The organism is Haloferax sp. S1W (assembly GCF_044593955.1).
Taxonomy (GTDB): Archaea; Halobacteriota; Halobacteria; order Halobacteriales; family Haloferacaceae; genus Haloferax.
On the sequence record NZ_CP172595.1, the window covers coordinates 1,147,024 to 1,172,669 of the forward strand.

At 61.7% G+C, this 25,646-nt stretch carries 31 protein-coding genes; 17 read left to right on the forward strand and 14 right to left on the reverse strand.

Features of this window, described 5'->3' with window-relative positions:
* Window positions 1–58: 58 nt before the first annotated feature.
* A complete protein-coding gene (locus ACH9L7_RS05990) occupies window positions 59–2,899 on the forward strand; it encodes a DEAD/DEAH box helicase (RefSeq protein WP_396612820.1) in 2,841 nt (946 codons plus the stop codon).
* A gap of 4 nt (window positions 2,900–2,903) precedes the next feature.
* Here the strand turns inward: ACH9L7_RS05990 and ACH9L7_RS05995 are convergent, their stop codons facing one another.
* Together ACH9L7_RS05995 and ACH9L7_RS06000 are read right to left on the reverse strand one after the other, a co-directional pair.
* Window positions 2,904–3,293 carry a hypothetical protein gene (locus tag ACH9L7_RS05995; protein ID WP_007539869.1) on the reverse strand — a complete coding sequence of 130 codons (390 nt, stop codon included), beginning with the start codon at window positions 3,291–3,293 and terminating at the stop codon, window positions 2,904–2,906.
* Between the two features lie 103 nt (window positions 3,294–3,396).
* Window positions 3,397–3,798: an ArsR/SmtB family transcription factor gene (locus ACH9L7_RS06000; protein WP_396612821.1), complete on the reverse strand. Its 402-nt coding sequence runs from the start codon at window positions 3,796–3,798 to the stop codon at window positions 3,397–3,399.
* Window positions 3,799–3,898: 100 nt separating this feature from the next.
* Between ACH9L7_RS06000 and ACH9L7_RS06005 the strand changes: the two genes are divergently transcribed.
* Entirely contained in the window at window positions 3,899–4,519 is a 621-nt protein-coding gene (locus ACH9L7_RS06005) for a hypothetical protein (RefSeq protein ID WP_396612822.1), read from the forward strand.
* Window positions 4,520–4,583: 64 nt separating this feature from the next.
* Entirely contained in the window at window positions 4,584–5,291 is a 708-nt protein-coding gene (locus ACH9L7_RS06010) for a class I SAM-dependent methyltransferase (protein ID WP_396612823.1), read from the forward strand.
* Window positions 5,292–5,321: 30 nt separating this feature from the next.
* Here the strand turns inward: ACH9L7_RS06010 and ACH9L7_RS06015 are convergent, their stop codons facing one another.
* Complete coding sequence (locus ACH9L7_RS06015) at window positions 5,322–5,639, reverse strand: hypothetical protein (protein ID WP_396613229.1); 318 nt, start codon at window positions 5,637–5,639, stop codon at window positions 5,322–5,324.
* A gap of 64 nt (window positions 5,640–5,703) precedes the next feature.
* On the reverse strand, window positions 5,704–7,884 hold the full coding sequence (locus tag ACH9L7_RS06020) for a CDC48 family AAA ATPase (RefSeq protein WP_396612824.1): 2,181 nt from the start codon (window positions 7,882–7,884) through the stop codon (window positions 5,704–5,706).
* Window positions 7,885–7,962: 78 nt separating this feature from the next.
* On the opposite strand from ACH9L7_RS06020, the gene ACH9L7_RS06025 reads away from it, so the two are divergent.
* Complete coding sequence (locus ACH9L7_RS06025) at window positions 7,963–8,097, forward strand: hypothetical protein (protein ID WP_396612825.1); 135 nt, start codon at window positions 7,963–7,965, stop codon at window positions 8,095–8,097.
* Window positions 8,098–8,143: 46 nt separating this feature from the next.
* On the opposite strand, the gene ACH9L7_RS06030 is transcribed toward ACH9L7_RS06025, so the two are convergent.
* Window positions 8,144–8,380: a hypothetical protein gene (locus ACH9L7_RS06030; RefSeq protein ID WP_396612826.1), complete on the reverse strand. Its 237-nt coding sequence runs from the start codon at window positions 8,378–8,380 to the stop codon at window positions 8,144–8,146.
* Window positions 8,380–8,808, reverse strand: coding sequence for a DUF5796 family protein (locus tag ACH9L7_RS06035; protein ID WP_396612827.1), 429 nt, complete (start codon window positions 8,806–8,808; stop codon window positions 8,380–8,382). The genes ACH9L7_RS06030 and ACH9L7_RS06035 overlap by 1 nt, the downstream gene beginning before the upstream one ends.
* Window positions 8,809–8,976: 168 nt before the next feature.
* On the opposite strand from ACH9L7_RS06035, the gene ACH9L7_RS06040 reads away from it, so the two are divergent.
* Together ACH9L7_RS06040 and ACH9L7_RS06045 are read left to right on the forward strand one after the other, a co-directional pair.
* The gene (locus ACH9L7_RS06040; RefSeq protein ID WP_396612828.1) at window positions 8,977–9,846 is read left to right on the forward strand and encodes a shikimate kinase; all 870 of its coding nucleotides are present in this window, start codon (window positions 8,977–8,979) and stop codon (window positions 9,844–9,846) included.
* Window positions 9,843–10,151, forward strand: a complete 309-nt coding sequence (locus tag ACH9L7_RS06045) for a chorismate mutase (protein ID WP_396612829.1) — start codon at window positions 9,843–9,845, stop codon at window positions 10,149–10,151. Before ACH9L7_RS06040 ends, ACH9L7_RS06045 begins: the two co-directional genes overlap by 4 nt.
* Window positions 10,152–10,466: 315 nt before the next feature.
* Here ACH9L7_RS06045 and ACH9L7_RS06050 read toward each other — a convergent pair whose 3' ends face one another.
* Complete coding sequence (locus ACH9L7_RS06050) at window positions 10,467–11,879, reverse strand: FAD-binding oxidoreductase (RefSeq protein ID WP_396612830.1); 1,413 nt, start codon at window positions 11,877–11,879, stop codon at window positions 10,467–10,469.
* Between the two features lie 377 nt (window positions 11,880–12,256).
* On the opposite strand from ACH9L7_RS06050, the gene ACH9L7_RS06055 reads away from it, so the two are divergent.
* The 6 genes from ACH9L7_RS06055 to ACH9L7_RS06080 all read left to right on the forward strand — a co-directional run bounded on the left by ACH9L7_RS06055 (window position 12,257) and on the right by ACH9L7_RS06080 (window position 16,386).
* Window positions 12,257–12,865 carry a TetR/AcrR family transcriptional regulator gene (locus tag ACH9L7_RS06055; protein ID WP_396612831.1) on the forward strand — a complete coding sequence of 203 codons (609 nt, stop codon included), beginning with the start codon at window positions 12,257–12,259 and terminating at the stop codon, window positions 12,863–12,865.
* Window positions 12,866–12,931: 66 nt separating this feature from the next.
* A complete protein-coding gene (locus ACH9L7_RS06060) occupies window positions 12,932–13,846 on the forward strand; it encodes a DNA-3-methyladenine glycosylase family protein (protein ID WP_396612832.1) in 915 nt (304 codons plus the stop codon).
* A 150-nt stretch (window positions 13,847–13,996) separates the two neighbouring features.
* Window positions 13,997–14,374, forward strand: coding sequence for a hypothetical protein (locus tag ACH9L7_RS06065; protein ID WP_396612833.1), 378 nt, complete (start codon window positions 13,997–13,999; stop codon window positions 14,372–14,374).
* Between the two features lie 175 nt (window positions 14,375–14,549).
* Complete coding sequence (locus tag ACH9L7_RS06070) at window positions 14,550–14,939, forward strand: dehydratase (protein ID WP_396612834.1); 390 nt, start codon at window positions 14,550–14,552, stop codon at window positions 14,937–14,939.
* A gap of 50 nt (window positions 14,940–14,989) precedes the next feature.
* Window positions 14,990–15,535: an NUDIX hydrolase gene (locus ACH9L7_RS06075; RefSeq protein WP_396612835.1), complete on the forward strand. Its 546-nt coding sequence runs from the start codon at window positions 14,990–14,992 to the stop codon at window positions 15,533–15,535.
* A gap of 167 nt (window positions 15,536–15,702) precedes the next feature.
* Window positions 15,703–16,386 (forward strand): helix-turn-helix domain-containing protein, encoded by a 684-nt coding sequence (locus ACH9L7_RS06080; protein ID WP_396612836.1) that lies wholly within the window; start codon window positions 15,703–15,705, stop codon window positions 16,384–16,386.
* On the opposite strand, the gene ACH9L7_RS06085 is transcribed toward ACH9L7_RS06080, so the two are convergent.
* From ACH9L7_RS06085 to ACH9L7_RS06095, 3 genes are all read right to left on the reverse strand, one after another.
* Window positions 16,383–16,736 carry a hypothetical protein gene (locus ACH9L7_RS06085; protein ID WP_396612837.1) on the reverse strand — a complete coding sequence of 118 codons (354 nt, stop codon included), beginning with the start codon at window positions 16,734–16,736 and terminating at the stop codon, window positions 16,383–16,385. The two genes, ACH9L7_RS06080 and ACH9L7_RS06085, sit on opposite strands and share 4 nt — an antisense overlap.
* A 51-nt stretch (window positions 16,737–16,787) precedes the next feature.
* Window positions 16,788–17,360, reverse strand: a complete 573-nt coding sequence (locus tag ACH9L7_RS06090) for a GrpB family protein (RefSeq protein ID WP_396612838.1) — start codon at window positions 17,358–17,360, stop codon at window positions 16,788–16,790.
* Window positions 17,361–17,445: 85 nt separating this feature from the next.
* Window positions 17,446–18,696, reverse strand: a complete 1,251-nt coding sequence (locus ACH9L7_RS06095) for a PQQ-binding-like beta-propeller repeat protein (RefSeq protein ID WP_396612839.1) — start codon at window positions 18,694–18,696, stop codon at window positions 17,446–17,448.
* 328 nt (window positions 18,697–19,024) lie between these two features.
* Between ACH9L7_RS06095 and ACH9L7_RS06100 the strand changes: the two genes are divergently transcribed.
* Both ACH9L7_RS06100 and ACH9L7_RS06105 read left to right on the forward strand, forming a co-directional pair.
* Entirely contained in the window at window positions 19,025–20,098 is a 1,074-nt protein-coding gene (locus ACH9L7_RS06100; RefSeq protein WP_396612840.1) for a hypothetical protein, read from the forward strand.
* Window positions 20,099–20,363: 265 nt separating this feature from the next.
* Complete coding sequence (locus tag ACH9L7_RS06105) at window positions 20,364–20,777, forward strand: carboxymuconolactone decarboxylase family protein (RefSeq protein WP_396612841.1); 414 nt, start codon at window positions 20,364–20,366, stop codon at window positions 20,775–20,777.
* Between the two features lie 89 nt (window positions 20,778–20,866).
* Here the strand turns inward: ACH9L7_RS06105 and ACH9L7_RS06110 are convergent, their stop codons facing one another.
* A complete protein-coding gene (locus tag ACH9L7_RS06110; protein ID WP_396612842.1) occupies window positions 20,867–21,304 on the reverse strand; it encodes a hypothetical protein in 438 nt (145 codons plus the stop codon).
* 156 nt (window positions 21,305–21,460) lie between these two features.
* Here ACH9L7_RS06110 and ACH9L7_RS06115 point away from each other — a divergent pair, with 156 nt between their 5' ends.
* The gene (locus tag ACH9L7_RS06115) at window positions 21,461–21,889 is read left to right on the forward strand and encodes an OsmC family protein (protein ID WP_396612843.1); all 429 of its coding nucleotides are present in this window, start codon (window positions 21,461–21,463) and stop codon (window positions 21,887–21,889) included.
* 260 nt (window positions 21,890–22,149) lie between these two features.
* Here the strand turns inward: ACH9L7_RS06115 and ACH9L7_RS06120 are convergent, their stop codons facing one another.
* Window positions 22,150–22,545 carry a CopG family ribbon-helix-helix protein gene (locus ACH9L7_RS06120; RefSeq protein ID WP_396612844.1) on the reverse strand — a complete coding sequence of 132 codons (396 nt, stop codon included), beginning with the start codon at window positions 22,543–22,545 and terminating at the stop codon, window positions 22,150–22,152.
* 106 nt (window positions 22,546–22,651) lie between these two features.
* Between ACH9L7_RS06120 and ACH9L7_RS06125 the strand changes: the two genes are divergently transcribed.
* Window positions 22,652–23,584, forward strand: coding sequence for a hypothetical protein (locus ACH9L7_RS06125; RefSeq protein WP_396612845.1), 933 nt, complete (start codon window positions 22,652–22,654; stop codon window positions 23,582–23,584).
* Between the two features lie 60 nt (window positions 23,585–23,644).
* Here the strand turns inward: ACH9L7_RS06125 and ACH9L7_RS06130 are convergent, their stop codons facing one another.
* Complete coding sequence (locus ACH9L7_RS06130; RefSeq protein WP_396612846.1) at window positions 23,645–24,451, reverse strand: aminoglycoside N(3)-acetyltransferase; 807 nt, start codon at window positions 24,449–24,451, stop codon at window positions 23,645–23,647.
* Window positions 24,452–24,521: 70 nt separating this feature from the next.
* On the opposite strand from ACH9L7_RS06130, the gene ACH9L7_RS06135 reads away from it, so the two are divergent.
* Entirely contained in the window at window positions 24,522–24,764 is a 243-nt protein-coding gene (locus tag ACH9L7_RS06135; protein WP_396612847.1) for a hypothetical protein, read from the forward strand.
* A 37-nt stretch (window positions 24,765–24,801) separates the two neighbouring features.
* On the opposite strand, the gene surE is transcribed toward ACH9L7_RS06135, so the two are convergent.
* Window positions 24,802–25,590, reverse strand: coding sequence for a 5'/3'-nucleotidase SurE (surE, locus tag ACH9L7_RS06140; RefSeq protein ID WP_396612848.1), 789 nt, complete (start codon window positions 25,588–25,590; stop codon window positions 24,802–24,804).
* Window positions 25,591–25,646 lie beyond the last annotated feature (56 nt).

Genomic DNA, 25,646 nt, shown 5'->3' on the forward strand with positions numbered 1-25,646 from the left:
ACCGGACACCACCACCCCGAGCGGTGCGTTTAATCGCTTCCGACCGTAACCTCGGGCGATGCCAGACGGCGAGGCTGCCGCCGGAATGGACGCCTTTACGAGGCTCTCGCAACCCGTCCGCAACGCCCTCTCGGAGCGCGGATTCACGACGCCGACGGAGCCACAGCGCCGGGCGATACCCCCGCTCGCCGCCGGGAAAAACGGCCTCATCATCGCCCCGACTGGAACCGGGAAAACCGAGACGGCGATGTTGCCCGTCTTTTCGGCCATCGCCGATGCCGACGCGCGATTCGGAATCTCAGCACTGTACATCACGCCGCTTCGGGCGCTGAACCGCGACATGCGCCAGCGCCTCGACTGGTGGGGCGACCACCTCGATATCGACATCGACGTGCGCCACGGCGACACCACGCAGTACCAGCGCCAAAAACAGGCGAACGACCCGCCGGACGTGCTGGTGACGACGCCCGAGACGCTGCAGGCGATGTTGACCGGGAAGAAGCTCAGAAAGGCGCTGTCGGACGTGGAACACGTCGTCGTCGACGAGGTGCACGAACTCGCGTCGGCCAAACGCGGCGCGCAGTTGACCATCGGCTTGGAGCGTCTTCGAGAACTCGCGGGGTCGTTCCAACGAATCGGCCTCTCGGCTACCGTCGGGTCGCCAGAAGAGGTCGGACGATTCCTCACCGGTGACCGGGATTTCGAGATAATCGAGGTGGACGTGGACAACCGCGTGGAGTTCGAGGTGGTCCGCCCGCAGGTGACAAACGAAGACGAGCGACTGGCGGGCAAACTCGCGACGGACCCCGAGATAGCCAGTCACGTTCGGACGATTCGGAACATCGTCCGCAGTCACGAATCGGTGCTCGTCTTCGTCAACACCCGCCAGACCGCCGAAGCGCTCGGCTCGCGGTTCAAGGCACTCGACGACCCCATCGAGGTCCACCACGGGTCGCTCTCGAAGGACGTGCGAATCGACGTGGAAGACCGATTCAAAGCAGGCGAGTTGGACGCGCTCATCTGTACGTCATCGATGGAACTCGGCATCGACGTGGGGCGCGTAGACCACGTGGTGCAGTACAACAGTCCGCGTGAGGTTGCCCGTCTGCTCCAGCGAGTCGGCCGGGCAGGTCACCGATTGGGGGTCGTTTCTCGCGGCACCATCGTCACCGACCACCCGGACGACACGCTCGAAGCGCTGGCTATCGCCCGCCGCGCCGAGTCGGGGGAGGTCGAACCCGCTCGCGTCCACCACGGGAGTCTCGACACCGTAGCGAACCAAATCGTCGGCATCGTGATGGACTACGGCGACGTGTCGGCCCGGCGGGCGTACGAAATCGTCACCCGGGCGTACCCCTTCCGCGACCTCTCGGAGGACGATTTCCGCCAAATCGTCCGCGAACTCTCGCAGAACCGACTCCTCTGGGTGGAAGAAGAAAAAGACCTCCTCGAAAAGTCCAGCGGGACGTGGCAGTACTTCTATGCGAATCTCTCGATGATTCCCGACGAAGAGACCTACGAGGTCCACGACATCTCCTCGCGGCGGCAAATCGGAACGCTCGACGAGAAGTTCGTCCTCAACTTCGCCACGCCAGGGGCGACGTTCATCCAGCGTGGCGAGATGTGGCGCGTCAACGACGTGGACGACGAGGAAGCGCGGGTGAACGTCTCACCAATCGAAGACCCCGGCGGCGAAGTGCCCTCGTGGGTCGGCTCGGAGATTCCGGTTCCCGCCGCAGTCGCCGGAGAGGTCGGTGAACTCCGCGACGTTGCTGCGCCGCAGTTCGAATCGGGCGCAGACCGCGACTCGGCCGCGCGCGACATCGCCATGCGGTATCCGACTGACGCCGAAACCGTCTCCTCCGCGCTCGGACCCATCGAACGGCAGGTGGAGGCGGATGCACCGATTCCGACCGCGGGCAGACTCGTCCTCGAAGGGTCGCCACGGAAGGTGACGCTCAATACCTGTTACGGCCACCGTGTGAACGAAACGCTCGGCCGTCTCCTTTCGGCACTCGTCGGCCAGCGAACCGGGTCGTCGGTCGGGATGGAGGTCGACCCTTACCGGGTCGAGTTCGACGTGCCGGGGAAGGTGAGTCCGACGACGTTCGCCGAGGTGCTTCGTGAGACCGAACCCGAGCACGTCGAAGCACTCCTCGAACTCGCCCTCAAGCGCTCGGACTCGCTGAAGTTCACGCTCGCGCAGGTCGCCGCGAAGTTCGGGACGCTCAAGCGATACCAGGGGAAGGGTCGCTTCGGCGGCGACAGACTCCTCGCGGCCCTCGAAGGGACGCCCGTCTACGACGAGGCGGTCCGCGAGGTGTTCCACACCGACCTCGCGGTCGAAGAGACGGTCGACCTACTTCGTCGCATCCACGCTGGCGACGTGGAACTGGCCGTCGCCCGCGAATCGACTTCCATCGGAACCGGCGGGCGCGGGTCCGGAACTGACTTGCTCGTGCCCGAAAACGCCGATGCGAGCGTCATCCAGACGGTCAAAGAGCGCATCCAGAACGACCGCGTGTTACTCGCGTGTCTCCACTGCAAAGACTGGACGCGGAAGACGCCGGTCAAGCGCGTCCGCGACCCTCCAACGTGTCCCGAGTGCGGTGCGACACGCATCGCCGCGTTGAATCCGTGGGCCGACGAGGCGGTCAAGGCAGTTCGTGCGACCGACAAGGACGGCGAACAGGAGCGACTCACGAAGCGTGCGTATCGCTCGGCGAGTCTGGTGCAGGCCCATGGCCGGAAAGCGGTCATCGCGCTCGCGGCCCGCGGCGTCGGCCCGCACAACGCGGCGCGTATCATCAACAAACTCCGCGAAGACGACGACGACTTCTACCGCGACATTCTCGAACGCGAGCGCGAATACGCCCGAACGCAGTCGTTTTGGGATTGATTTTTCACTCTGCTATCGCCCACTCGTCGAGAATCTGGGTCGTCGCGCTGGCGAGGGCCTCGAAGTCCTGCATCGAGATGCCGTCGGTCGTGACGAACACGCCGATATCTTCGAGCGTGATGCGGACGAGGTAGCCGTTTTCGAACACGCGAATCGTGTACTCGTAGTCGCCGAGTTCGGACCCGCGGTAGGCGTCTTGGGTCATCTTGAAGTCGTGCCACTCGTTTCCGATAAAGGAGTTCAGGTCGGCTTCCTGTTCGAGGTCGTCGCGGAGATAGACCTGCACGTAGTCGAAGCGATTGAAGTACGTGAGCGACCGCAAACTGTCGCCGACCGCGGTTCGGCACGTCGTAATCAGCTTCTCTTGGGCCTCGTCGGGGAGGAGATTTGACATCGCCTGAGGGTGTGCGACGAAGTAACAAATAGGCGGCGTCTGCGGCAGGTGCCGCAGCGGGCGTCGATTGGATAGGCGGCGGTGCTAAAACGGCCGCCGAGATTCACCCGGACGAGTAGGCCTCGCGGTAGTCGCGCTCGCGGCGGATGAGTTCCTCGACGCCGTATTCGAGGATGTCCTCCCCGAGGGACGTAGCGCGGTAGTAGGAAAACAGTCCGTCCTCGTCGGCGCGGGAGCGTTTTCGCTTCTCGACGAGTCCGGCGTCGACGAGTTTCCGGAGGTGGTAGTGCAGTTTGTTCGCCCGAATACCGAGCGCTTCCTCCAGTTCTTTCGGACTCCGCTCGCCGAAGTGGACCAACCGGTAGAGGAGCGTAAAGCGCGTCCGGTCGCCGATGGCCGCCTGCATGTCGAGGTACTCGTCCAGCGTCAGGACGCTCGTCGGCGGCAGCAACTCGGCCGGGTCTTCGGGGTGCCCGTCCGAGTCGACAGGGGAGTTCGTCGCCATCTCAGTTCGCTAGATGCGGCGTATCGACTTAACAGTTCTCGAGTCAAACATCCCTGAAAAGGCCGTTTTTTATAAGTAGTTTCGGTCAGTACGGCGTCACATGCAGGACGCCATCACGCGCGACGACATCCGCGCTTCCCTCGGAAACACTGCCTACGACCGATTTCTCGTCTACGTGATGGGGCCCTACAAGTCCTTCAACCTGAATTACGTCCTCTCGGAGCGGGAACTGGCTGACATCGATATCGAGGACCTCCCGGGACCGATTCGAAAGCTGTTCTCGGCACGCGAGGACATCGACGACGCCCTAGCCCTCCTTCGTCGCGTACAGGGGTCGCTGCGGGCCGACCCGGGGGTGAACGCCTTTCTCGCCGTCGATGTGGACATCGACACCGACGACGTGGACGCCGCGACACAGAGTCTCGCGTTCGCGGAAGCGAGCAACGCAACCGTGTTCGTCCTCCCGTTTCTCGGGCACAACTTCGGCGTCGGCGAGGAGGCGGGGTCCGTTCTCGAACGTCTCTCGGAGACCCACGGCGACCGAATTGTCTTCGTCCACGAGGCGTCGGTCACGAGCGAGATGATTCGGGCCGCACGGGCGCGTTGGGACCTGCGAGTCGAGACGTACGACACCGAAGAAGAACTGCACAAGCGCATCCGACTCTTCGTCGCGGACGTGATGAACCGCGAACTACACGGCGATTTAGCGCGACTCGACTAGCATGCTCATCGCTACCGAATAACTCATTAAATTTATCTGATAAAACTTCGACCACCAATTCGTCATGCCCGACGACGCACTCGGACTGGCGATGCTCGATAGGTTTCGTGGATGCCTGCGCGCTCCTTGCGTCTACCGCGACGGCGCGGACGCTGGCGACGCGCACATCTACGAGCACTATCTCGTCCCATCCGAGGAGTGGCCCGACTCGAAGTGGGAGTTCCTCGATTCGCTTCGAACGCCCGTGTTGGATGTCGGGTGCGGCGCAGGACAGTACGCACTCGCAATACAGGAGCGCGGTGAGGTGGTCGCCTTCGACGTGAGTCCGAATGCGGTTCGTACGGCACGGGAGCGGGGCGTCGAGGCGGCCATCGTCGGAGATATGTTCGACCCACCGGCCGACCCCGAGCGCTTCGAGACGGTCCTCGCAATCGGGACACAAATCGGACTCGCGGGGTCGCTCGATGCACTCTCGGACTTGCTCGCGTCCCTCGACGAGTTCACCACGGAGACGGGCGAACTCGTCGTCGACTCCTACGACCCGACCCGAATCGACCCCGAGGAGTTCTTCGGCTACAGACCGGATTTGAGAGACGGACTCACGCGCCGACAGTTCCACGTCGAATACGGCGACTTACGAGGCCCGGACCTCGACTTCCTTCTCGTCTCGCCGGAGCGACTTCGGGAAGTCGCGGGAGACGCGGGTCTCGATGTTTCTGGTGTGACGTACTCCGACCCCGAGTCGAGTTACTTCAGAGCGCGACTTCGATAGGTCGCAGAAGCGACACAGCGCCTCGTTTTCTCACACCCTCCCGTTCGTCGCTCTGTTCCGCCTCGGCAGGAACGGCAGCAAGAGGGCGACGACGAAGACGATTCCGGCAATTGCGAGGTAGTCGGGCGTCGTCAAGACGAGCGCGACGAGCGAGAACACCGACGCCTCGCCGTTGTTGACGGCCTCGACCGCCGTCATCTCGTTGTCCAAGAGGACGAGACCCATGAAGACGACTTCCGCGAGTACCACCCGGACTCCCGCCTTCGTGAGCCACCACCCTGCTGAAACCGGCCCGCCGGTGAGTGCGTCCCACTCTCGCCGGACCTTCCGCCGCCACCGGGTGCTCACGACACACCACTGTTGCATGTGAACATAAGTCACTATTCGCCAAGAGAAGAGATAATTCCGCCCGTCAGTCGAGCATCGGTCTGACCGACGAGATTGCCGCGTTGAAGTGGTCGCGGGTGATTCGAATCTCGTCGGCGTGTTCGTTCGCGGCCATCCCTTCGTAGGCGTTGGCCACGTCTTCGATGGCTCGGAGCGCCGCCTCGCGGCAGACGGCTGCGACATCGGCCCCGCTGAATCCGTCCATGTGGGCGGCCACGTCGTCGAGGTCGATATCGGTGCTGAGCGGTTTGTTCCGGACGTGTACGTCGATGATGGCGCGACGCGCCTCGATATCCGGCTTGGGAACTTCGACGTGCGTCTCCAGTCGCCCCGGTCGGAGAAGCGCCGGGTCGAGGGCGTCGCGGCGGTTCGTCGCCGCGAGGACGACGAGGTTCGGATTGTCGGCGGCGTTGTCCATCTCGGTCAGGAGTTGCGAGACGACGCGCTCTGTGACGCCCGAGTCCGACCCCATGCTATCGCGGTTGGTGGCGAGGGCGTCGATTTCGTCGAAAAAGAGAATACTCGGCGCGGCCTGTCGGGCGCGGTCGAACACCTCGCGGACGGACTTTTCGGACTCGCCGACGTACCGGTCGAGGAGTTCCGGCCCAGCGACGTGGATGAAGTTGACGCCGCTCTCGGCGGCAATAGCGCGCGCGAGGAGCGTCTTCCCAGTTCCCGGTGGTCCATGAAGGAGAAGGCCCGTCGGCGGGTCGGTCGCTGCCGCCTCGAACAGCGGCGCGTAGGTCAGCGGCCACGTGACGGCGCGTTCGAGCGTCTGTTTCACGTCGTCGAGTCCGCCGACCGCTTCGAATCCCTTCGTGGGTTGCTCGGCGACGTATTCACGCATCGCCGAGGGTTCGACCGAAGCCATGGCCGCCTCGAAGTCGGCGCGAGTGACGGTCAACTCCGACATCGGCGCGCTGGCGTCCTCCCGGCGAGCGCGTCTGAGCGCGGTCATCGCGGCTTCCTTCGCCAGTGATTCGAGGTCGGCACCGACGAAGCCGTGTGTTCGGGAGGCGAGTCGGTCTACGTCCACGTCGTCGGCGAGGGGCATCGGTCGGGTGTGCACCTCCAGAATTTCCCGGCGACCAGTCTCGTTCGGGACGCCAATCTCGATTTCGCGGTCGAACCGGCCGCCACGGCGGAGTGCGGGGTCGAGACTGTCGACACGGTTCGTCGCGCCGATGACGACCACGTCGCCGCGGGCGTCGAGGCCATCCATGAGCGAGAGGAGTTGGCCGACGACGCGACTTTCGAGGTCGCCGCCGTCGTCTCGCTTGGAGGCGATTGAGTCGATTTCGTCGAAGAAGACAATGCTCGGCCCCCGTTCGCGGGCCTCTTGGAACACCTCGCGGAGTTTCTCTTCGGACTCGCCTTTGTACTTCGAGAGGACTTCCGGCCCGGAGATGGTGATGAACGTCGCGTTCACCTCGTTGGCGACCGCTTTGGCGATGAGCGTCTTGCCCGTCCCCGGCGGGCCGTGCAGGAGGACGCCCTTCGGCGGTTCGATGCCGAGGTGTGCGAACACTTCGGGTTCGGAGAGCGGGAGTTCTATCATCTCCCGTACGAGGTCGAGTTCGTCGTCGAGACCGCCGATATCCTCGTACGTGACGCCGGTCGCACGGCCGCGACTGCCGTCAGATTTCTCGCCACCGGTCATGGTCTTGACCGCGTCGCGGACCGTCTCGCTTGCTCCCTTCGAGCTATCGACCGTGACGCTCACCCGCGTCGAATCTGTGACGCGGACGATGCCCTCGGGGGTCGTCGACTTGACCACGAGCGCTGCACCGCCGAGACGTTCGACGCGAACCCGGTCACCAGCGCGAAGCGGGCGATTTCGAATCTCTGTTCGAACCACTTCTTCGATGGTGTCGCGACTGACGCTGGTTCGTTCCAGCGCGTCGGGACCCGACAGCGTGACGGCCGTCGCGTCCTCGACGTTCACTTTGCGGACGTGGACGGTGTCGCCGATTTTGACGCCGGCGTTGGCGCGGGTGTCTGCATCGACCAGAATCTCGCCTGCGTCGGCACCCGGCCGCGCGGGCCACATCTTGGCGACAGTCTCTCTCGACCCGTCGATGACGACTGTCTCACCGCTCAGCACGCCAAGTTCCTTCCGAGCACTCTCTGGAAGTCGGGCAATACCGCGTCCGGCATCCCGCTTTTCGGCGGCGCGGACGACCAGCGTCACCCCGTCTTCGGTCATGGCATGCGATTAGACCGCCCGACTCTTGAGGGTTCTCCCGGGGTAACGGTTTTCCCCAACGATGTGATAGCTCTACACATGGTCGCCACGACTCAGAAAGACGGGTCGACGTGGTACCGGTGTGAAGAGTGCGACATGCTGTTCGACCTCGAAGAGGACGCCGAGGCCCACGAGGAGTATTGCGACACGGATAGCCCGTCGTACCTCCAGTAGAGGACGGTGACAACGGGGGAAAAGGAAGGTGGTGATGCAGTAGACGCTACGCGGGGTCGTGTTCGGCGGCGATGCGCTCGGCATGGTCGAGCGACGTTGCTCGCTCCCAGCGGACCTGCTCGCCGTCACCGTAAGCGAATGCCTCTTTCAACTCGTCGCGGAGGATGCCCACGCCGCGGCCGACGAGGGTACCATCACTATCGCCGAGTTCGTAGTAGCCGTAGGCTTCGGGTGCCTTTCCGATAGTCTGCTTGCTCAGCGGGTGCCAGCGTTTCCGGAGCATTACTCGGCGACGAACTCGTAGCTGTCCTCACTCCAGTCGTCTTCGACGAAGACGAAGACGCGGCCGCGAGCGACTTCCGGGTCGGCGTCGACTTCGAAGCGGTGTCCGGGGATGCGGCGGGCGACGACGCCCGGGAAGAGTTCTTCTTCTTCACCATCGGCGAGGATGACCCGACCGACGCCACTCGATTCGAGTACCTCGTCGTGCGTCTTCAGGTCGTTGACGTACATCATCACGCCTTCCGTCTCGCTCGGGTCGGTGACGAGGATGTGGACTTCCCTTCCGGGTTTGGTGGTCAGTGTGTCCGTGACCGCCTCAGGGACGCCCCGATAGACGGTCGTCCGACCGTCGAGATACTCCACGGCGACGCCGTAGTCGAGGAGTTCGACACCGAGTGTGCTCGGGGCAACGTCGTTTCGGGCGCTCATACCACGCGGTTACGTCGGTGCAGTGAAAAGAGATGCGGTACACGAGCAGTCGGAGGAGACACGAGCAGTCGGGGATATCGGCCACCGTTCCATCTCACCCACCCGCCCGACAGCGGAGGATATGGCATCGACCGCTACTTCTTTGCCTTCGCTCGTTTCGGTACAGATATGCACGGCCGAGCAGCCGCCCTCGGTGCGGGGACGATACTGAACGCACTCGCGACACACACGGGGTCAGCGTTCGCCATCGACGCCGAGACGACCGCGACGGTCGAATTGGACGACTCGGACGCGGTCTCCGGTACCATCGCGGAGGACCCCGACGCCGACACCCGGCTCATCGAGCGCTGTGTCGAACTCGTCGTCGAGCAGTTTGGCGACGGCGAGGGAGGGACGGTCGAAACCGAGAGCGAGGTGCCGATGGCCGCCGGTCTCAAGAGTTCGAGTGCGGCCGCGAACGCGACGGTGCTCGCCGCCCTCGACGCGGTTGGTGCGTCGGTCGGCCCAACCCCGGACGACGACATCTCCCGTATCGACGCCTGTCGCCTCGGTGTGCAAGCCGCCCGCGAGGTGGGCGTCACCGTCACGGGGGCCTTCGACGACGCCACCGCCTCTATGCTCGGGGGCGTCGTCGTCACCGACAACGCCGCGGACGAACTGGTCGTCCGCGACGAAGTCGAGTGGGACGTACTCGTGTGGACGCCGCCGGAGCGCGCCTACAGCGCCGACGCCGACGTCTCCCGCTGTGAGAACGTTGCCCCCATGGCGAACCTCGTCGCCGACCTCGCGTTGGAAGGCCGATACGCTGACGCCATGACCGTCAACGGACTGGCCTTCTCTGCCGCACTCGACTTCCCGACAGACCCCGCCGTCGAAGCGATGCCCATCGCAGACGGTGTCTCACTTTCCGGAACCGGGCCGAGCGTCGTCGCAGTCGGCGACCGAGACGGCCTCGAACTGGTCCGCGAACTGTGGGACGCCCGTGAGGGCGAGACGCGACTGACCACGACACGAACCGACGGAGCACGAATCCTATGACAGACCACACGACAGACACCACCGAATCGATTCAGGACATGAACCTCGACGAACTCCGCGAAGAGATAGCGGACATCGACAACGGAATCGTCGAACTCATCGCCCGCAGGACCTACGTCGCCGACGCCGTCGCACAGGTCAAAGCCGAACAAGACCTGCCGACGACTGACGAGACGCAGGAAGAACGCGTGATGCAGCGTGCTGGCGAGAACGCCGACCACTTCGGCGTCGATTCGAACCTCGTGAAGGCCATCTTCCGCCTGCTCATCGAGATAAACAAGGCCGAACAGCGGCAGAATCGGTAATCGAATTCTGGCTTTACAGGACTTCTACCGCAGTTTTGTCGGTCAAGTATTCTTCCGGTAGCTGCGCTTGCCTTCGTCTGTGTGTTGGTGATAGATATGAGTCCGTCACATAGTACTAGTCACGATTCACGATAACGACCAACATATTCTGTGTCCAGTCAGGCGAGTAATATTTCCACCACTGATTTAAAGAACCGATTACGCAGACATCGACCGCAAGACTGCGCCGAGGTGTGTGGCTCCTTCTGTGACGGTCATTTGAAGGGATGCAGTATGGGTGCGGCGAAAGCTGTGAGCCAGCTTGGACAAGAGCCTTCAGCCTGACGGCTTGATGTTCTGGTTGAGGTGGAACACGTTGTGGGGGTCGTATTCGGCCTTGATTTCGGCGAGCCGTCGGTAGGTGTGCTCACCGTAGGCTTCACGGACCCGTTGGGTGCCGTCATCGGCATCGAGGAAATTCACGTAGACGCCCTCACGATACGGTTCGAGCGCGTCCAAAAATCGACGGGCCCAGACGGTCTCCGACTCGGCGAACCCCTCCGCCTCGTCGGGACGCCACACGCCGTTGATGTTGATGTTGTGAGGCGCGTGCCGACCGGTGTAAGCGGTGGCGTCAGTATCGACCCGGCTCACCGCTCCGCCGAGATGGAACAGCACCGAGTACGAACGGGGTGATTCCGCCGAGAAGGCGTGGTCGACGAACACGTCGATCAGGTCGTCGGACAGTTCGGGCAAGTCGGTCGACTTCCAGTAGTAGTGCCATCCGTGGAGAACGGTGCTGTCGGTTCCGCACTGGTTCGTCACATACGGCTTGGGGGAGGCCAGGTCGAGAAGCGGTGTGCCGTGCTCGCGCAGCGGTCGGAGGACGCTTTCACCCTCCTCGACTGGACCCGCGTAGCAGACGCTGATGGCCACGGCGGGTCGCCAGTGAAGCTCCTCGGGGACGACCGGGAGGGGAGGGATGGTCCCGAACTTGACGACAGTGCCCAGCTCGTCGGGCACATCCCGCACGAAGTTGCGATAGAAGCCCAGCACGTCGGCGGAGTCGTCCGCCGCCCAGAACACGGGGCCGGCGAGTACAGTGGGACCGACAGGGTGGAGGGCGAACTCAAAGGAGGTCACGATCCCGAAGTTTCCACCACCTCCCCGCAACGCCCAAAACAGGTCCGAGTGCTCGTCTTTCGAGGCTCGGACGAACTCGCCATCGGCGGTCACCACATCGGCGGAGAGCAGGTTGTCGACGGTGAGGCCGTGCTTGCGCATCAGCCAGCCGATTCCGCCGCCGATGGTAAGCCCGGCAACGCCGGTGTGACTGACGATGCCGCCCGTGGTCGCAAGTCCGTGGGCCTGAGTCTCGTGGTCGACGTCACTCCATAGGGCACCGCCCTGTACCCGGGTGGTCCGCGCGCGTGGGTCGACCCACACGGCCCGCATCGCTGAGAGGTCGATAACGATGCCGTCGTCGCAGACGGCGGTGCCGGCGACGTTGTGGCCGCCGCCGCGCACAGCGATTTCAAGGTTGTACTCTCGTGCGAAGTTCACTGCTGTGATCACGTCCGCGGCGCCTGCACACTGGGCAATGAGGGCTGGCCGTTTATCGATCATCCCGTTCCAAATTGTGCGCGCTTCGTCGTAGCTCGCGTCCCCTTGGTGAAGGACTTCGCCTCGCAGCTCTGCGCCGAATCCTTGGACGGTTTCTTCGTCTATTTCGGTTTGTGGTTCTGGCATGCTACGAACTACCTCTCGTCGAGGGGCGTGTCCATACTGTGCTACGAGTTACCGCGCCATACCCTTATCGCGCGGTTACCTAGTCGTTCATTTATATGTGCGGCGTATTCAAGGCCTCTATCCTCGGATTAGACGGGTTTCAATTGGACCGAATCTACAAATTTCAGAAGAACATGTTCTGGATTTTAGCCACCTAAACAAGGCCGAACAGCGGCAGAATCGGTAGCGCCCCACACGACGTGCCACCGTCCGGACTGAGAGATAGATTCCTGCTTCTGAGCGGATGCGTTCTGCTTCTCCCAGATGAGCGGATGCTACCAGACGAGTCTCCATCTCCCCATACGTTCATTCCTCTGTCCGTACTGTCTCCGACCAAGATGGATTCTGACGACCACACCCGCGAGAACGACACGCAATCGCTCTTGATGGAAGCGACCTATCACACGCTTTGCGAGTACGGATACGCCGAGTTCAGTCTCCGCAAGGTCGCTGATGAGGCCGGGAAAAGCCGGGGGCTGGTTCACTACCACTACGAATCGAAGAACGACCTCCTCGCCTCGTTGCTTGACTCTCTCATCGAACGGTTCGAGGCCCGATTCGAGGATTCAGAAGGAACCTCCGCTATCCAGCGTCTTGACAACATACTCGACTGGGTGGCGTTCGGTCCCGCGCTCTTCGGTCGAGACAGTCGAGACTACTTCATGGCGATTTTCGAACTCCGGGCACAGGCCCCCTACGACGAAGCAATCCGCGAGCGTCTCACCCGCAACTACGAGACTGTCCGTAGCCGGGTCGCTGCCGTCATCCAGGCAGGAATCGACGATGGCGAACTGGTTCCCGTCGACCCCCAGTCGACGGCGACATTCATCGTCGTCTCCGTCGATGGGGCTCGGAATACTGACCTCACATTGGACACTGATGAAGCGGTGGAAACGACGCTCACAGCGATTGAGGAGTTCGTGTTCGAGTCGCTGAGAACAGCGTAACTCGGTTCTGGTTCGAGAAATTTGGCCGACCGGCCAATTTATATCTGAGGCGCTCGTACGACTCGTATGGCTACCACAGAACGCGTCGAAGAAGCCAAACTGAGTATCAGACCGGTCGAGCCGTTCGAGTTCGAGCAATCGCTGGCTTTCCTGCGTGGTTTCCTTCCGTGCTCGGGGGACCACCGCTGTTCGACGCATTCACTTACGGTTGGTGGATACGCTGACGCCCTCCCGTTCGTGGCTGTGGTTACCGAAGACAACGAGGATACACTATCGGTCGAGGTCGATTGGCTCGAAACCATAGGCGACCTCGGGGCAGTGGGTGACTGGCTCCGAGCGTTCCTGTCGCTCGACGACGACCTGACCGTCTTATACGAGACGGCGAAGAGTGACCCGGCTTTCGAGCGCGTTGTCGACGACCTCTATGGCTACCATCACGTTCGCTTCTCGACGCCGTTCGAAGCCGCGTGCTGGGCCGCGCTCAGCCAGCGGACGCCGATGCAGGTCTCGAAGCATCTGAAACGTGTACTCGTCGAAACGTGTGGCCGAATCGTAGAAGACGAGGGCGAGGAGATACTGCTGTTCCCGACGGCAGAGATGGTTCGTGACGACGCGCCCGCCGTCCGCGATGCCATCGACAATGAACGGAAAGCGAAGACTGTTCTCGCCGCCGCCGACGCGTTCGCGAGCGAAGACCTGTCAGCGCTGGACGACGCGACCCTCCGAGAGCGGTTGACGGACATCTGGGGATTCGGCGAATGGTCGAGCGAGTTCGTCGCGCTGCGAGGGTTCGGACGGCTCTCGGGAATTCCCCGCACCGAGCGTAGACTTCGCGAGGCGGTCGCGGAGTTGTACGAACTCGGTACTGAGCAGGCGACCGACGCGGACCTCGACCGACTGAGCGAGCCGTACGAACCGCTGGAAGGATACTGGGCACATTACATCCGGGTGTGGGCTTTTAGGGAATCCCTCGACGGGTAGTTGGACTGGTCACGTTTCGACCTAAACAAGGCCGAACAGCGGCAGAATCGGTAGTCGAAGCACCACCGCGCTGCAACGCTGGTCGGTGGCGACCATCGGCGTTGGTTCCACCGAGAAATACTCGGCTGTTCGACCCGTACTCCCGTTGTCGTGACGTACCGAAAGCACATCGCGTGGCGGCAGGACCTTCTCGAAGGTATTCAGGAGATGAACAGGGTCGTCGATGCCGCCATCGTCGAGGGACAAAACGACAAGCGGGGGCTTCGAGCCGCGGGGTTCGAAAAGCGAATCTACACTTGTTCGGAGGCCGGGAGACTGGTCTCGTTTGCGACCCGAGTCGACGAGGAGGTAGTCGTCATCCTCACCGACTTCGACCCGGCGGGCCGAAAGCTGAACGCACGGTTACGTGAACTGCTGGCCGACTCACAGGTCACTCCCGAGTGGCGACGGACCGTCGGCGCGCTGTTGACGCCATACGGCCGCCGGGACATCGAATCGCTGAACAATCTCTTTCGACAGCAGTGGTAGGTCGTCTGAGACGCAGGGGTTGCTCGGAGCGTGAGCGAACTGCTCCTGCGTGCCGATGCGTCGGTCCTGCGCTTGTGGTCAAGGGGCGGCATCGCTTGACGCCTGTAAATTCGTATTGTGTTTATTTCCATTCGGGAAGCTTTACGGCCGTTGTGTCGGTAGTGTGACACTGAAAATGACTGATGATAACACACTACTCGAAGGCGACTCGAAGACGTACACGCGAACGTTCACGAACGAGGAAGTCCAGCAATTCGCGAACCTCTCGAAGGACGAGGGATACCACCACCTCGCCGAGAACGAAGACGGACAGATCGTGTTACACGGCCTGTTGACGGCGACGATGCCGACGAAACTCGGCGGCGATATCGACTTCCTCGCGCGGACGATGGAGTTCGAATTCCCCCGCCCGGCGCACACCGGCGTCGAAATCACCTGCGAGGCGACGTACGAATCGGTCGAAGAACACGACGACCGCACTGAACTCGCCGTCTCGTTCGTTTGCGAAACCGAACACGGGGACGTCGTCCTTCGCGGTCGAAGCGAAGGCGTCATTATGGGGTAAAGGGTCGTCATGGAGTAAGTTGAGAACACGGCGGCGCGTGACGAACGTCCATGTCCCTCACTGAGCAAACCATCCAGGCGGTCGAGTCGCTGCGAAACGAGTTGCGACACGAATACGGCGCATTCGAAGTCGTCGAAAAGACGTGGACACACTCGCCGTCGCAGTATGCAACTGTCCTCGAACGGGTTGAAAACGGTGGGCTTGGTGGTGCGGGCGTCTGGCTGACCAACGAGGCTGGCGAGGTTCTCTTGGTTCGCAACGAGGGCGACGACGGATGGTGCGACCCCGGTGGCAAGGTCGAACCCGGGGAATCCTACGAGGTGGCCGCACGGCGCGAGACGCGGGAAGAAGCAGGTGTCGAGTGCGAACTCACGGGAATACGCGAGGTGCACGTCATCGAGAATCGGTGTGGTGAGTCCGACGACCCGCCGGTTTTCGAGGCAATCGTGATATTCGACGGCGTGTACGTCGGCGGCGACCCACGCGCTCGCCCGGGCGAAATCGCCGAAGTCGGGTGGTTCGATAGCTCGCCATCGTCGGTTCGCTACGACGAGGTAGCGACGAGACCATATCCGGCGTCGGAGCCCGATTCCTGATACGCGTCTGTACAGCGTTCCTGATACGCGTCTGTACAGCGTTCCCGATACGCGCCTGCACTCCGGTTCAGATACACAAACACTCCACGACGGACACTCGCGAGGTTCGCCTGAAAAGTCGCAACTTATCCCGGGAGATGTACTATGCTACCATTGGTGATGGTGTGATGGTATCAGTTATCGCTGAACTCCGAGTTTCTGGACCGGGCGCAGTTTTGACCGAAGATACCTTACAGGACATTCCCGAAGCCGAAGTCCGGATTCAATACCAGGGCACGTCGGAGAAAGCAGGAATCGTCGTCCGCGGATGCGACTTCGAGGCATTCGAAGCGGGTGTGCGGACGGATTCGTCTATCGGGTCTTTCGAGCGCGTCGCCGACTTTTCGGACGTTCGCGTCTACAACATCACGGCTGGCAACGTGTCGACGCTCGTCTCGGAACTCCTTGCAGCGCGCGACATTCAGATTCTTCAGGCTCACAGTCCGGGAGGAGAGACATACTGGCGGCTTCGTGTCCGCAGTCCGAGTCGAGAGCGACTCGCCGACGCTATCGACGAGTGTCGGGAGTTGGGGCACAGGGTGCAGTTGGACACGCTCTACTCGGAGACGATGCCGCCCGAGGAGACGAATTCACGGTGTCCGTCGATGAATCGACTGACCGACGGACAGCACGCTGCGCTGGCGGCCGCCCATTCGGAGGGATACTTCGAAGTCCCAAGAGAAACGTCGCTCGCTCAACTAAGCCAGCAGTTCGATATTGGGACGCAGGCAATGTCGGAGCGCCTTCGGCGAGGTGTGAAGACGCTTCTCGACGGCCACTTCCAACAGGATTCCGTGAGTACCGAGTCCTAACTCCGCGCGATTCCAGAAAGCCCCCCGTTCGACTTCGACGCACTCCCGCGGACAAGGAGCGCGGTAAGCAGGAGTATCACCGATGTGGGGAGCATAACCAGCCCGATAGTAAACTGCCAAAATCCGAGGAGGAACAGTCCGATAGCGCCCGCCAGTGTGAGGCTGAACTGCCGTTTGACTGCCCCGACAGCACCCACCCATCCGATGACGATGACCATGGCGAATAAGACAAGTCGTGACGTTTGATATCCGGGTTGAGGGAGGAGCGCCACCAGGACACCCGTCATGAGTGCGACTGCCGCAACCGACGCACCACGCAGAACGTCGACTTTGGAATACGAGGTCTCCATACGACTTGTTGGTTCTTTGAACTTATGTTGTTTGTGGCGACCCGTGTTTCGTCACTCGGGCTTCGAATCGGGAAGCGAGAATTCGAACTGGATGGTATCGTCCGTCCGAGCCACGTCGAGAATCCGGTCGATGAACGCGCTTTTGCCCTCGGAGTAGGCGGTGATGTCGTCGTGTTCTGCCGCCAAGTCGCGTTTGAGCTGTTCGTATTCGGTACAGAGGTCGGGTCGCGCGCAAAGTACGTCTCGCGTGACAACGCTGATTTTCCACGTATCGCTCGACGCCCCAACGACGTGGTCGTTGAACCGCTGGCCGTCTTGTCGACGGAAGACGGGGTGCCAGTACTCCGAGTTCTCGACGCGACCACCGCCGAGCGTGGCTTCGAGCACCTGCGAGACATCGCGCACCGAACCGTCCGCGACGACGATGTCGAGGTCGACGATATCTTTTGCCGCGAGGTCCGGTACGGCCGTGGAACCAACGTGTTCGATTCGATGGACCGCCGGTTCGAGTCCGCTCGTCGCGAGCGTCGAGAGAATCCGATTTCGCTCGGCGACGAACTGATTCCGCCACGAGTCGTACTTCGACGGGACGAGTTCGATTGGGTCGTCGTCGATACTGGCCATTGGTAACGATACTCGAACTAAACAGTTCAACCTTCCGCCACGTCCGGCACGTCCGGCGAGACCGTAGTCGGATAGCAGAAAGACCTCACCCAAGCAAGCGTTTGAGCGCGTATCCGGTCCCGGCGAGCAGTCCGGTGAGACCGAGTGCGCCAGCTGGCAGGGTCCACTGCGGAAGCGAGGCGTCGACTCCTCCTTCCTCCGACAGCGCATAGACCGTCCCGTCGCTACTCCCCGCGTACACGGTGCCTTCCACGACCGCAGGCGACGAGTCGGCCCGCCGTCCCAGTGATTGCGCCCAGCGTTTGGTTCCGTCCGTCGTGTCCAGTGCGTACAGCGTACCGTCTCTGCTCCCAACGAGAACGGTGTCACCGACTACTGCCGGGGAAGTCTCGATAGGTCCCCCCGTCTCGAATGACCACCGTTCGGAACCCGTGGCGTTGTCGAGGGCGTAGAGGCTCCCGTCTTGACTTCCGACGTAGGCCGTGTCTGCCGTCACCGCTGGTGACGAAGTGACCCAGTACTCGGTTTTGAATGACCACTGTTCGCTTCCGTCGTTCGCGTTCACGGCGTAGACGTTGTCGTCGAGACTGCCGAAGTAGACCGTTCCGTCGGCGACTGCCGGTGCGGTGTCGATATTGCCGCCGGTTTCGAACGACCAGTCGACTGCTCCCGTATCGGCGTCGAGGGCGGCGAGTTCGTAGTCGGCCGTCCCCACGTAGGCGGTTCCGTCGGCGACCGCTGGCGTCGGAACCGGCCGGGTCGGGACGTTCTCGTACTCCCAGCGCTGGCGTCCGTCCGCAGCGTCCAGTGCGTAGGTTCCGAACCCGCCGATACCGACGTACAACACGTCGTTGCGTGCAGTAACTGCGGAAACCTCCGCGGTCCCGGCGTCGGAAAGTTGGACGCTCCACTGCTTCGACCCGCTGGCCGCGTCGAGCGCGTAGACGCGCATGTCGGCCGCGATTACGAAGACAGTTCCGTTGACCACCGCTGGAGCGGTGCGGATGTCGGCCCCGGCGTCGAACGACCATCGCTTGCTGCCGTCAGTTGTACCGATTGCGTAGAGAGACCCGTCGTCGCTCCCGACGAAGACGGTGTCGCTCCCGACGACGGGGGATGACCTGACGGGACCGTCCGTTTTGAAGGTCCACTCGACTCCGACGCTCGATGTGGGTGGTGAGGTCTCCGGCACAGCCCCAGTATGGCCGCTGTCGTACCCGAGTTGTTGCCAAGCACTCTCTGAAGCGTCCGCGGCCAGCACTACGTCAGGTCCGAGTGCCGCGGTTAGCCCAACCCCCCCGGCCGTCCGCACGAAGTCGCGCCTCGTCTTTTTCATTATCTCCGACATTTCATTCTCGATGTATCAGCTTTGTGGCAGTTAAGGCTCGCCGGGAGGATAGGCCGAGATGGTCGTTTGACCGGCAGTCGAGTCTGGCGTGTTGTCGGTGCCGCTCTTTGCCCACAGAATCATCTCAGCCACAATGTTGTGAGCGATTCTTTTTGTGACAACGACCGTATGAAAATCGCCAGTGTTGGTTTTTCACCCCATGCTACGTCTGCTGATTAGTTCTCTTTCAGCGTGCTGCCAACTGTTCGTTATCGCCCGTCAAAAATGACATTTCAGTATCCAATTATACTATACTGTCTTACTATCTGAAATGTATGTGGAAGAAACAAGGCGCTCCTTCCTACAAACGAGTGGCATTACAGCAGGAACACTTCTCGTCGCCGGGTTCGGGTCTCAGCACACGGCAGCGGCGAAGCCCGAATCGAAGTCTCGACTCCGCGGAACCCTCTCGAATCCGATTCCGGCGGCGAAGGTCAAACGCGAGAAAAACCGCCTCATCAACGCTCGACTCGAAGAGCGTGGCGTCGATACGGTCCCGACTGTCGGTCTCCAGGATATGCCCGACGACCACCACATCGTCGCGTTCAATTTCGACATCATCGACGGCACGCCATCGGGATGGGTCGGCGTCGTAGCTGACCCCGCGAAGGGGCGACACCAACCTGACTCGCTCGACGAGGTTCGACGAGGGCGTGTCTCTACCGTACACCAGAAAGCGAAGCACAACGCGAAGGCACGGAGCCGACGACGAGAGCAAGCACACAGCACGAACACGGACGACGTGACCACCCAGACGACCGATGATTGGTCGGACTGGAACACGCAGGTCTCCGAACGACACGAAATCGTCGGCAGCGACGGGAACGAGACTGGGTACGACATCAAGTGGAAGTCCGACCCCAGCAACTACTCGAACCATGCCGTCGAGACTGAAGTCCGGATGCTCCCCCAACCAACTGACTGGGTGACCGAAGACTGGGTGAACGAATGGGCGGACCCGCTTTTGACCTTCAACGGGAGTTGCATCGACGAGGTCAGCGACTACGGGCCGGGCAACTCCATCGGGAGCATCACGAACACCATCTCTCTCTCGGTGTCGAGCGACGATGTGGTCGAAGTCGGTGCATCGCAGTCGAATACGAGTTCGAACGTCGATATCGACAATCACAGCGACACCTACGGCGGCGACAACTACGTCAATCAGAAGTTCACCATCAGCGGTGACCTCCAGTGGAACACGGTTCGCGTCAACCAGTCTGCATCGACTGCGGGAACAACCTACTCGTCCGGCGATAAGTACTGTGACATGGATCTCGTCGCGAAGTACCGGTGGGGGACCAGTATCAACACTCACAAACACACGTACAACTTCAACGTGTTCTGGGCGTGAACCACCCGCACACCAACACCGCAGAATAGAGACGGTCGTCCAGCCGCCGCACTAGGCCCGTATTGTTCTCGGTGGTGGTTCTCGGTCGTTCTTCGACGTATCGAACTCCCGATTTACGGACATACATCCGCGGGGTACTTTACCGAATGTGGCAATCTTTGGAGATTTTTATTATGAATGCACACCAATACTCGAATGATTCTGACGAACACAACTGAACGAGGGTCAGGGGTTGTGTCGAAGGAATCACGAGGAGTGACAGACAATGGCAACATCAGCAGGGAGAGGAGATGTCGACGCGGTGCGGGCGGACATCGAAGAGACGCTCGGGTTCGTGCCGGGATTCTGGGAGCTAAACGACGAAGATCTCGTCAACGAGTGGCCGAACTTTAAACGCCACACGTTGGAAGAGACCGCGATTCCGCCGAAATACAAGGAGCTAATCGGGTTAGCAATCGCGGCGAACATCAAGTGCCCGTACTGCCAGCACTTCCACAAAGAGGCAGCAAAGATGCACGGAGCGACCGAAGAGGAACTCAAGGAGATTGCGTTCCTCTCGAGTTGGACCGCACGCTACAGCGCCATCATCCACGGGATGGACTACGACAGGGACACGTTCGACGAAGAGTTCGAACGGATGGCCGAACACCTCGAAGAACAACTGAGCGCCGACGACTGAGTATCTGACAGTCCCGTCCGATTCTCGGTCAACGATTTTTCCGGCCGAACCGCGATGAGGGTAGTGCCACCAGTCATCTCCCTCGAGAACTACGGCGTTGCGGTGGTGTCCGGTCCCGCCTCCGTCGCTTCACGGTTACGCCACGACAGACCCGACGTGACGATGACGACGATTGCGAGCAGGACGTACGCGATTGGGCCGACCGGGTTCGTCTCCGGTCCGGCGGGACCGTACAGTCCAAGAACGGTGAGACCCACCGCGACGAGGACAAACACGCCCGTGAGTGCGGCCATCGCGTATCCGAGTACGTCGTCTCGGCTCAACAGGAGATAGCTGATAAGCCCCCCAGTCGCAGCGACGAGGAAGAGTGCTGCCGTCTCCGGCGGTGGATTCAGTCCTTCCGTCTGGACGACCGCGATGTGGAAGAACATCGCGCTGGCCGCCGCGAGCCCGCCGACGAACGCCCGCGTGATGTGGTGCCACTCCGTTTCAAGCTCCGATTCGGTCGAGAGAGTCGAGTACGCCATCTTTGATCACTGGTATCATATAGCACAGCAGAGTAGATAACTTCTCCTCGCGTCGCCGATTGGGTGGCGTCGGCACGAACGTCAACGTACAGTGCGAGCCCGAATAATACATTCGCCGACATTACCATAGCGGTGGAGAGTGTATGTCCCTCTGGAATGCCCACAAAGCAAGCCGAAACGACGTGGACCGGTGGCAAAGACGGTCAGGGTGACTTCGAAACCGAAAGCGGCGAGGTATCTGGGACGTTCAAGTTCCCGACTCGTTTCGAGGACGAACCCGGAACGAACCCGGAGGAACTCATCGGGGCGGCCCACTCCGGATGCTTTTCGATGCAACTGACGGCGTTCCTCGAAGCCGAGGGGTACACGCCTGACAACCTCCACACGGTCGCGGACGTTCATCTCGAACGGGCCGACGGCGGCGGCTTCGAGATTTCGCGTATCGACCTGACGCTGGAGGCGGACATTCCCGACATCGACGAAGAGACGTTCCAGGGACTGGCACAGCGGGCCAAAGAGGGCTGTCCGGTCTCCAAGGCACTCGCCGGCCCAGAGGTCACGCTGAACGCATCGCTGGTGCGCTAACTTCGGACTGCCAACTGACTATTTTTCTCACGCGATAGAACGGCCGACTCGCTCACACGAGAGCGTAGCCGACTCAGTTCGACACTCGAGATAATCGTATGGACGGTCTGCCAGACACGACCGTCGCACAACGTGTGGGTCGGGAGGGGCGCGCGACTCCTGACTGCCACACGTATCACAGAGCACCGAGCATGCGATTGTGAATCTTGTGGCCGGAAAATAGACTGCCAACGGCGGGGTGGACGAAGGTCTGTCCCGACTCACTCGTCGCCGTCTCGAATCGTCATTACCTTCACTCGTCGAACGGCGTCGAAGTCGCGGAGGCGGTAGGTCAACTGCCGGATGCGTTCGCTCGGCCCGCGACAGAACAGCGATTCGAGACACCACTCCCCTTGATGGGTGTGGCTGGTGTTCAAGATGACATCCTGATAGTCGTGTTGTACGGAGTGGAGTTCGCCGATGACCTCGTGGTGCCGGTAGTCGAAGCCGACGAGCGCGACGACGGTCCCTGACGTCTCTTCGAGTTTCGTGTGGGCTTCGATGTACTCCAGCATCGCTTCCCTGACCGCCCGCGAGCGATTTTCCAGACCCTGTTCGTTCCACACCCGGTCGAACTCGGCGACGACATCGTCGGGGATGTTGAAACTCGTTCGCATGCGTTGGTGATGTTTCCCGCAGCACCAAGAGCGTCTGTATTACGGACCCCCGGGTTTGGTATTAACAATCGATATACACGACGCTGGCGGAGAGTCGGACAGAGCGATGTTCGGAACCGACACGATTGGGTTGTTCGCGGGGGCCGTCGCACTCGGCGTGGTTCACGGAATCGAACCGGGCCACGGGTGGCCCGTCGCTGCCTCGTACGCCCTCGACCAAGCGAACGAGTGGGTCTACGGGTTCGCCGCGAGTTTCATCCTCGGTGTCGGACATCTCGTGAGCAGTCTCGCGATGGTCGCGGTGTTCTTCTACGCGAAGTCGTACTTCGAACTCACGCAGGTCAACGAACCGTTGACGATACTCGGCGGAGTCCAAATCGGCGGCCCGGTGAGTGTCGTCGCCGGTGTGCTCCTCGTCGCACTGGGTATTCGGGAGTACCGCGGTGGCGGGCACTCGCACAGTCACGGTGGCCATTCTCACGACGACAGCAACCATAGCCACGACCACGGAGACCACGGCCACGGCGACCACGGCCACGGAGACATTCACAGCACCGACGCCGCTGTCCAGTCCCAGACGCATCACATTCGGGGCACCTTCGACGCCCATCAGACACTCGTCCGCGACAGCCACACCCACCACGCACACGGCCACGACCACAGCGGCCACGCCGGACCCCTTTCCCGGATCTGGAGCGTCCTCCCGTTCGTCGGCGGACACTCACACGACCACCACAGTCTCGACGAAGCCACGGACCGCGGGCTGTTCGGCATCGCGTGGTTCGCGTTCGTCCTTGGGTTCGCACACGAAGAGGAGTTCGAGATAATCGCCATGTGCGCCGGGTCGAACTACTGTCTCGAACTGATGAGTACGTACGCGCTCACGGTCATCTTCGGCATCGTCGCGCTGACGATGGCCCTCATCGCGGGCTACCAGTCGTTCGAATCTGAAGTCGAGAAATACACGCCGTATCTTCCGGTGTTCTCCGCGGCCGTCCTCGGTCTCATGGGCGTCGGCTTCATCACGGGGCTATTCTGAGCAAAGGTGGCAACCCGCCGCTCGCGCGCCGCAACCACTCTCACGATTCGTTTCGACCGCTCACCGATTCGCTTCGAACCACTCGACGGCGAAATCGACGAGAGCGGGTTGGTCCATCAGTTTGCACGTCGCCGCGCCGATGGTTCCCTCGGTGACTCCGACGTCTGCTTCGAAGTCGGCACCGAGTTCCTCGAAATCATCCGTGCTGGTTTCGAGGTCGTCGTACTCGATGACGACGCGCTCGCCGTCTCGGAGAATCGGTGCCGACAATGTGGTGTACTCTTTCTCGAAGTCGGCGCGGTACTCGGCGAGGTGAAGCGACGTGTTGGTGCTGTATCCGGTGCCGAGATGGAGCACGTCTCCGTCTTGGTCGTAGACACGGGCGATTGGCGATTTCTCACCCAGTCCGTGGTCGATGCTGTGGTCGGCGACGATTTCCTCGGCGTCCGCACCCCACGCGGCGGCGGAGTACACCGGGTGGCCGCTTCGGACGACACCGGGGTAGTTTCGGAAACACTCGGGAACCGCCCCCATCCCACGGGTCGGCGTGACCTCGGGACGGAACGGTGGCCTCGTGTCACGTATCGTCTGCACCCAGTCGTCGGGAACTGGCGGGTTCTGCCACACCTCCGGGTCGCTGTACTGGCCGGTGTGGGTTTGCATGACCAGTGTTCCAGAGTCAGTGAGAACCGTCTGGAGAGCATCGACGACTGCTGTCGGACCAACAGAGACCCATCCCAGCGAACTCAGCGAGGCGTGAACGAGAAGGGTGTCCCCGGCACCGACGCCGAGGTCACGGAGGTCGGAAGCGAGCGACGAAACCGTAAGCGGTTCGTCTACCTGCTCGATAGCGTCCGCTTCTGTCATACGTCTCTGCTCACTTGACTGACTCTTAAACGTTATAATTATCACCTCGCCTTCTGGAGTTGCGAGAACTATGCCCGAAGTCTCCGCCCGCGACGCCCTCCGCTACGCGACAGCAGACGAGATGGTGAAACTCTACGCCGTCGTCCTCGGTGGCTGGTTCCTCTTCTTCGTCGCCTTCCTCGCCTTCAACGCGTATGCTGTCGGGATGATGGCGTTCGTCGGCGCTGTTGCCTTCCTCGCCGGTTTCCTCGCGGTGTTTGCCGGCATCGTCGGCATCACGTACAAACTGCTCCGCGAGACGCGAACCGACTGAGAACGAGTGCGAATCGGCGTTCCGAACGCGAGCGTGATTATTCCAGATACGTCTCCGCGAGCGCGTCGAGCGCCTCGTGGTGTTGCGTCGAGTGCGGGGCTGTTAGCGGCGAGACGGACACGTTGCCGTCGATGACGGCCCGGCGGTCGGTCCCGTCGGGGTCGGGGATGTCGCCGGATTCCATCCGCTTCCAGATTCGGTCGTGGAGGCGGACGGTACCGTTTTCGTACTCTGCGGTCATGTCGTACAGTTCCGAGGGGACTGTCACTTTCATGTCGGCCGGTTCGTCGCCCGCCCGCATCGGCGCGTTGACGTTCAGGTAATCGCACTGATTGAAGACGCCCGCGGCTTCGGCGTGCTTGACGAGATAGGACGCCGCGTGCGTTGCCTCTCTGTAGTCGCGCGGGTCGGTCGCCAGTTCGCGCCACGGGACGTCGCCGTCGGTAGGGATGTACATCGAGACGGCGATTGCGGGCACGTCGAAGAAGGCGGCTTCGACAGCGGCGCTGACGGTGCCCGAACGACCGAGGACGTACGCCCCGATGTTCGCGCCCTTGTTGATTCCGGAGACGACCATATCAACGTCCGGACAGAGAGCTTCGAGTCCGGCCACGGTGCAGTCGGCGGGCGTCCCCTCCAGCGCGTAGCCGAGTTCGTGCTCGGTGACGATTGCGTCAGAAGACATCTTTCGGCCGACCGCACTCTGGTCTGTGGCGGGAGCGACGGCGGTCACGTCGGCGAACTCCGAGAGGTCGTCGTAGAGTGCCCGAAACCCGACGCTCTCGATGCCGTCGTCGTTCGTGAGGAGGATAGAGCGTTCGCTCATGTATTCGACTGTGGAGGCTGCCCGCAAAAAGCCACGCGTCGCGTGAGCCCCTTCCC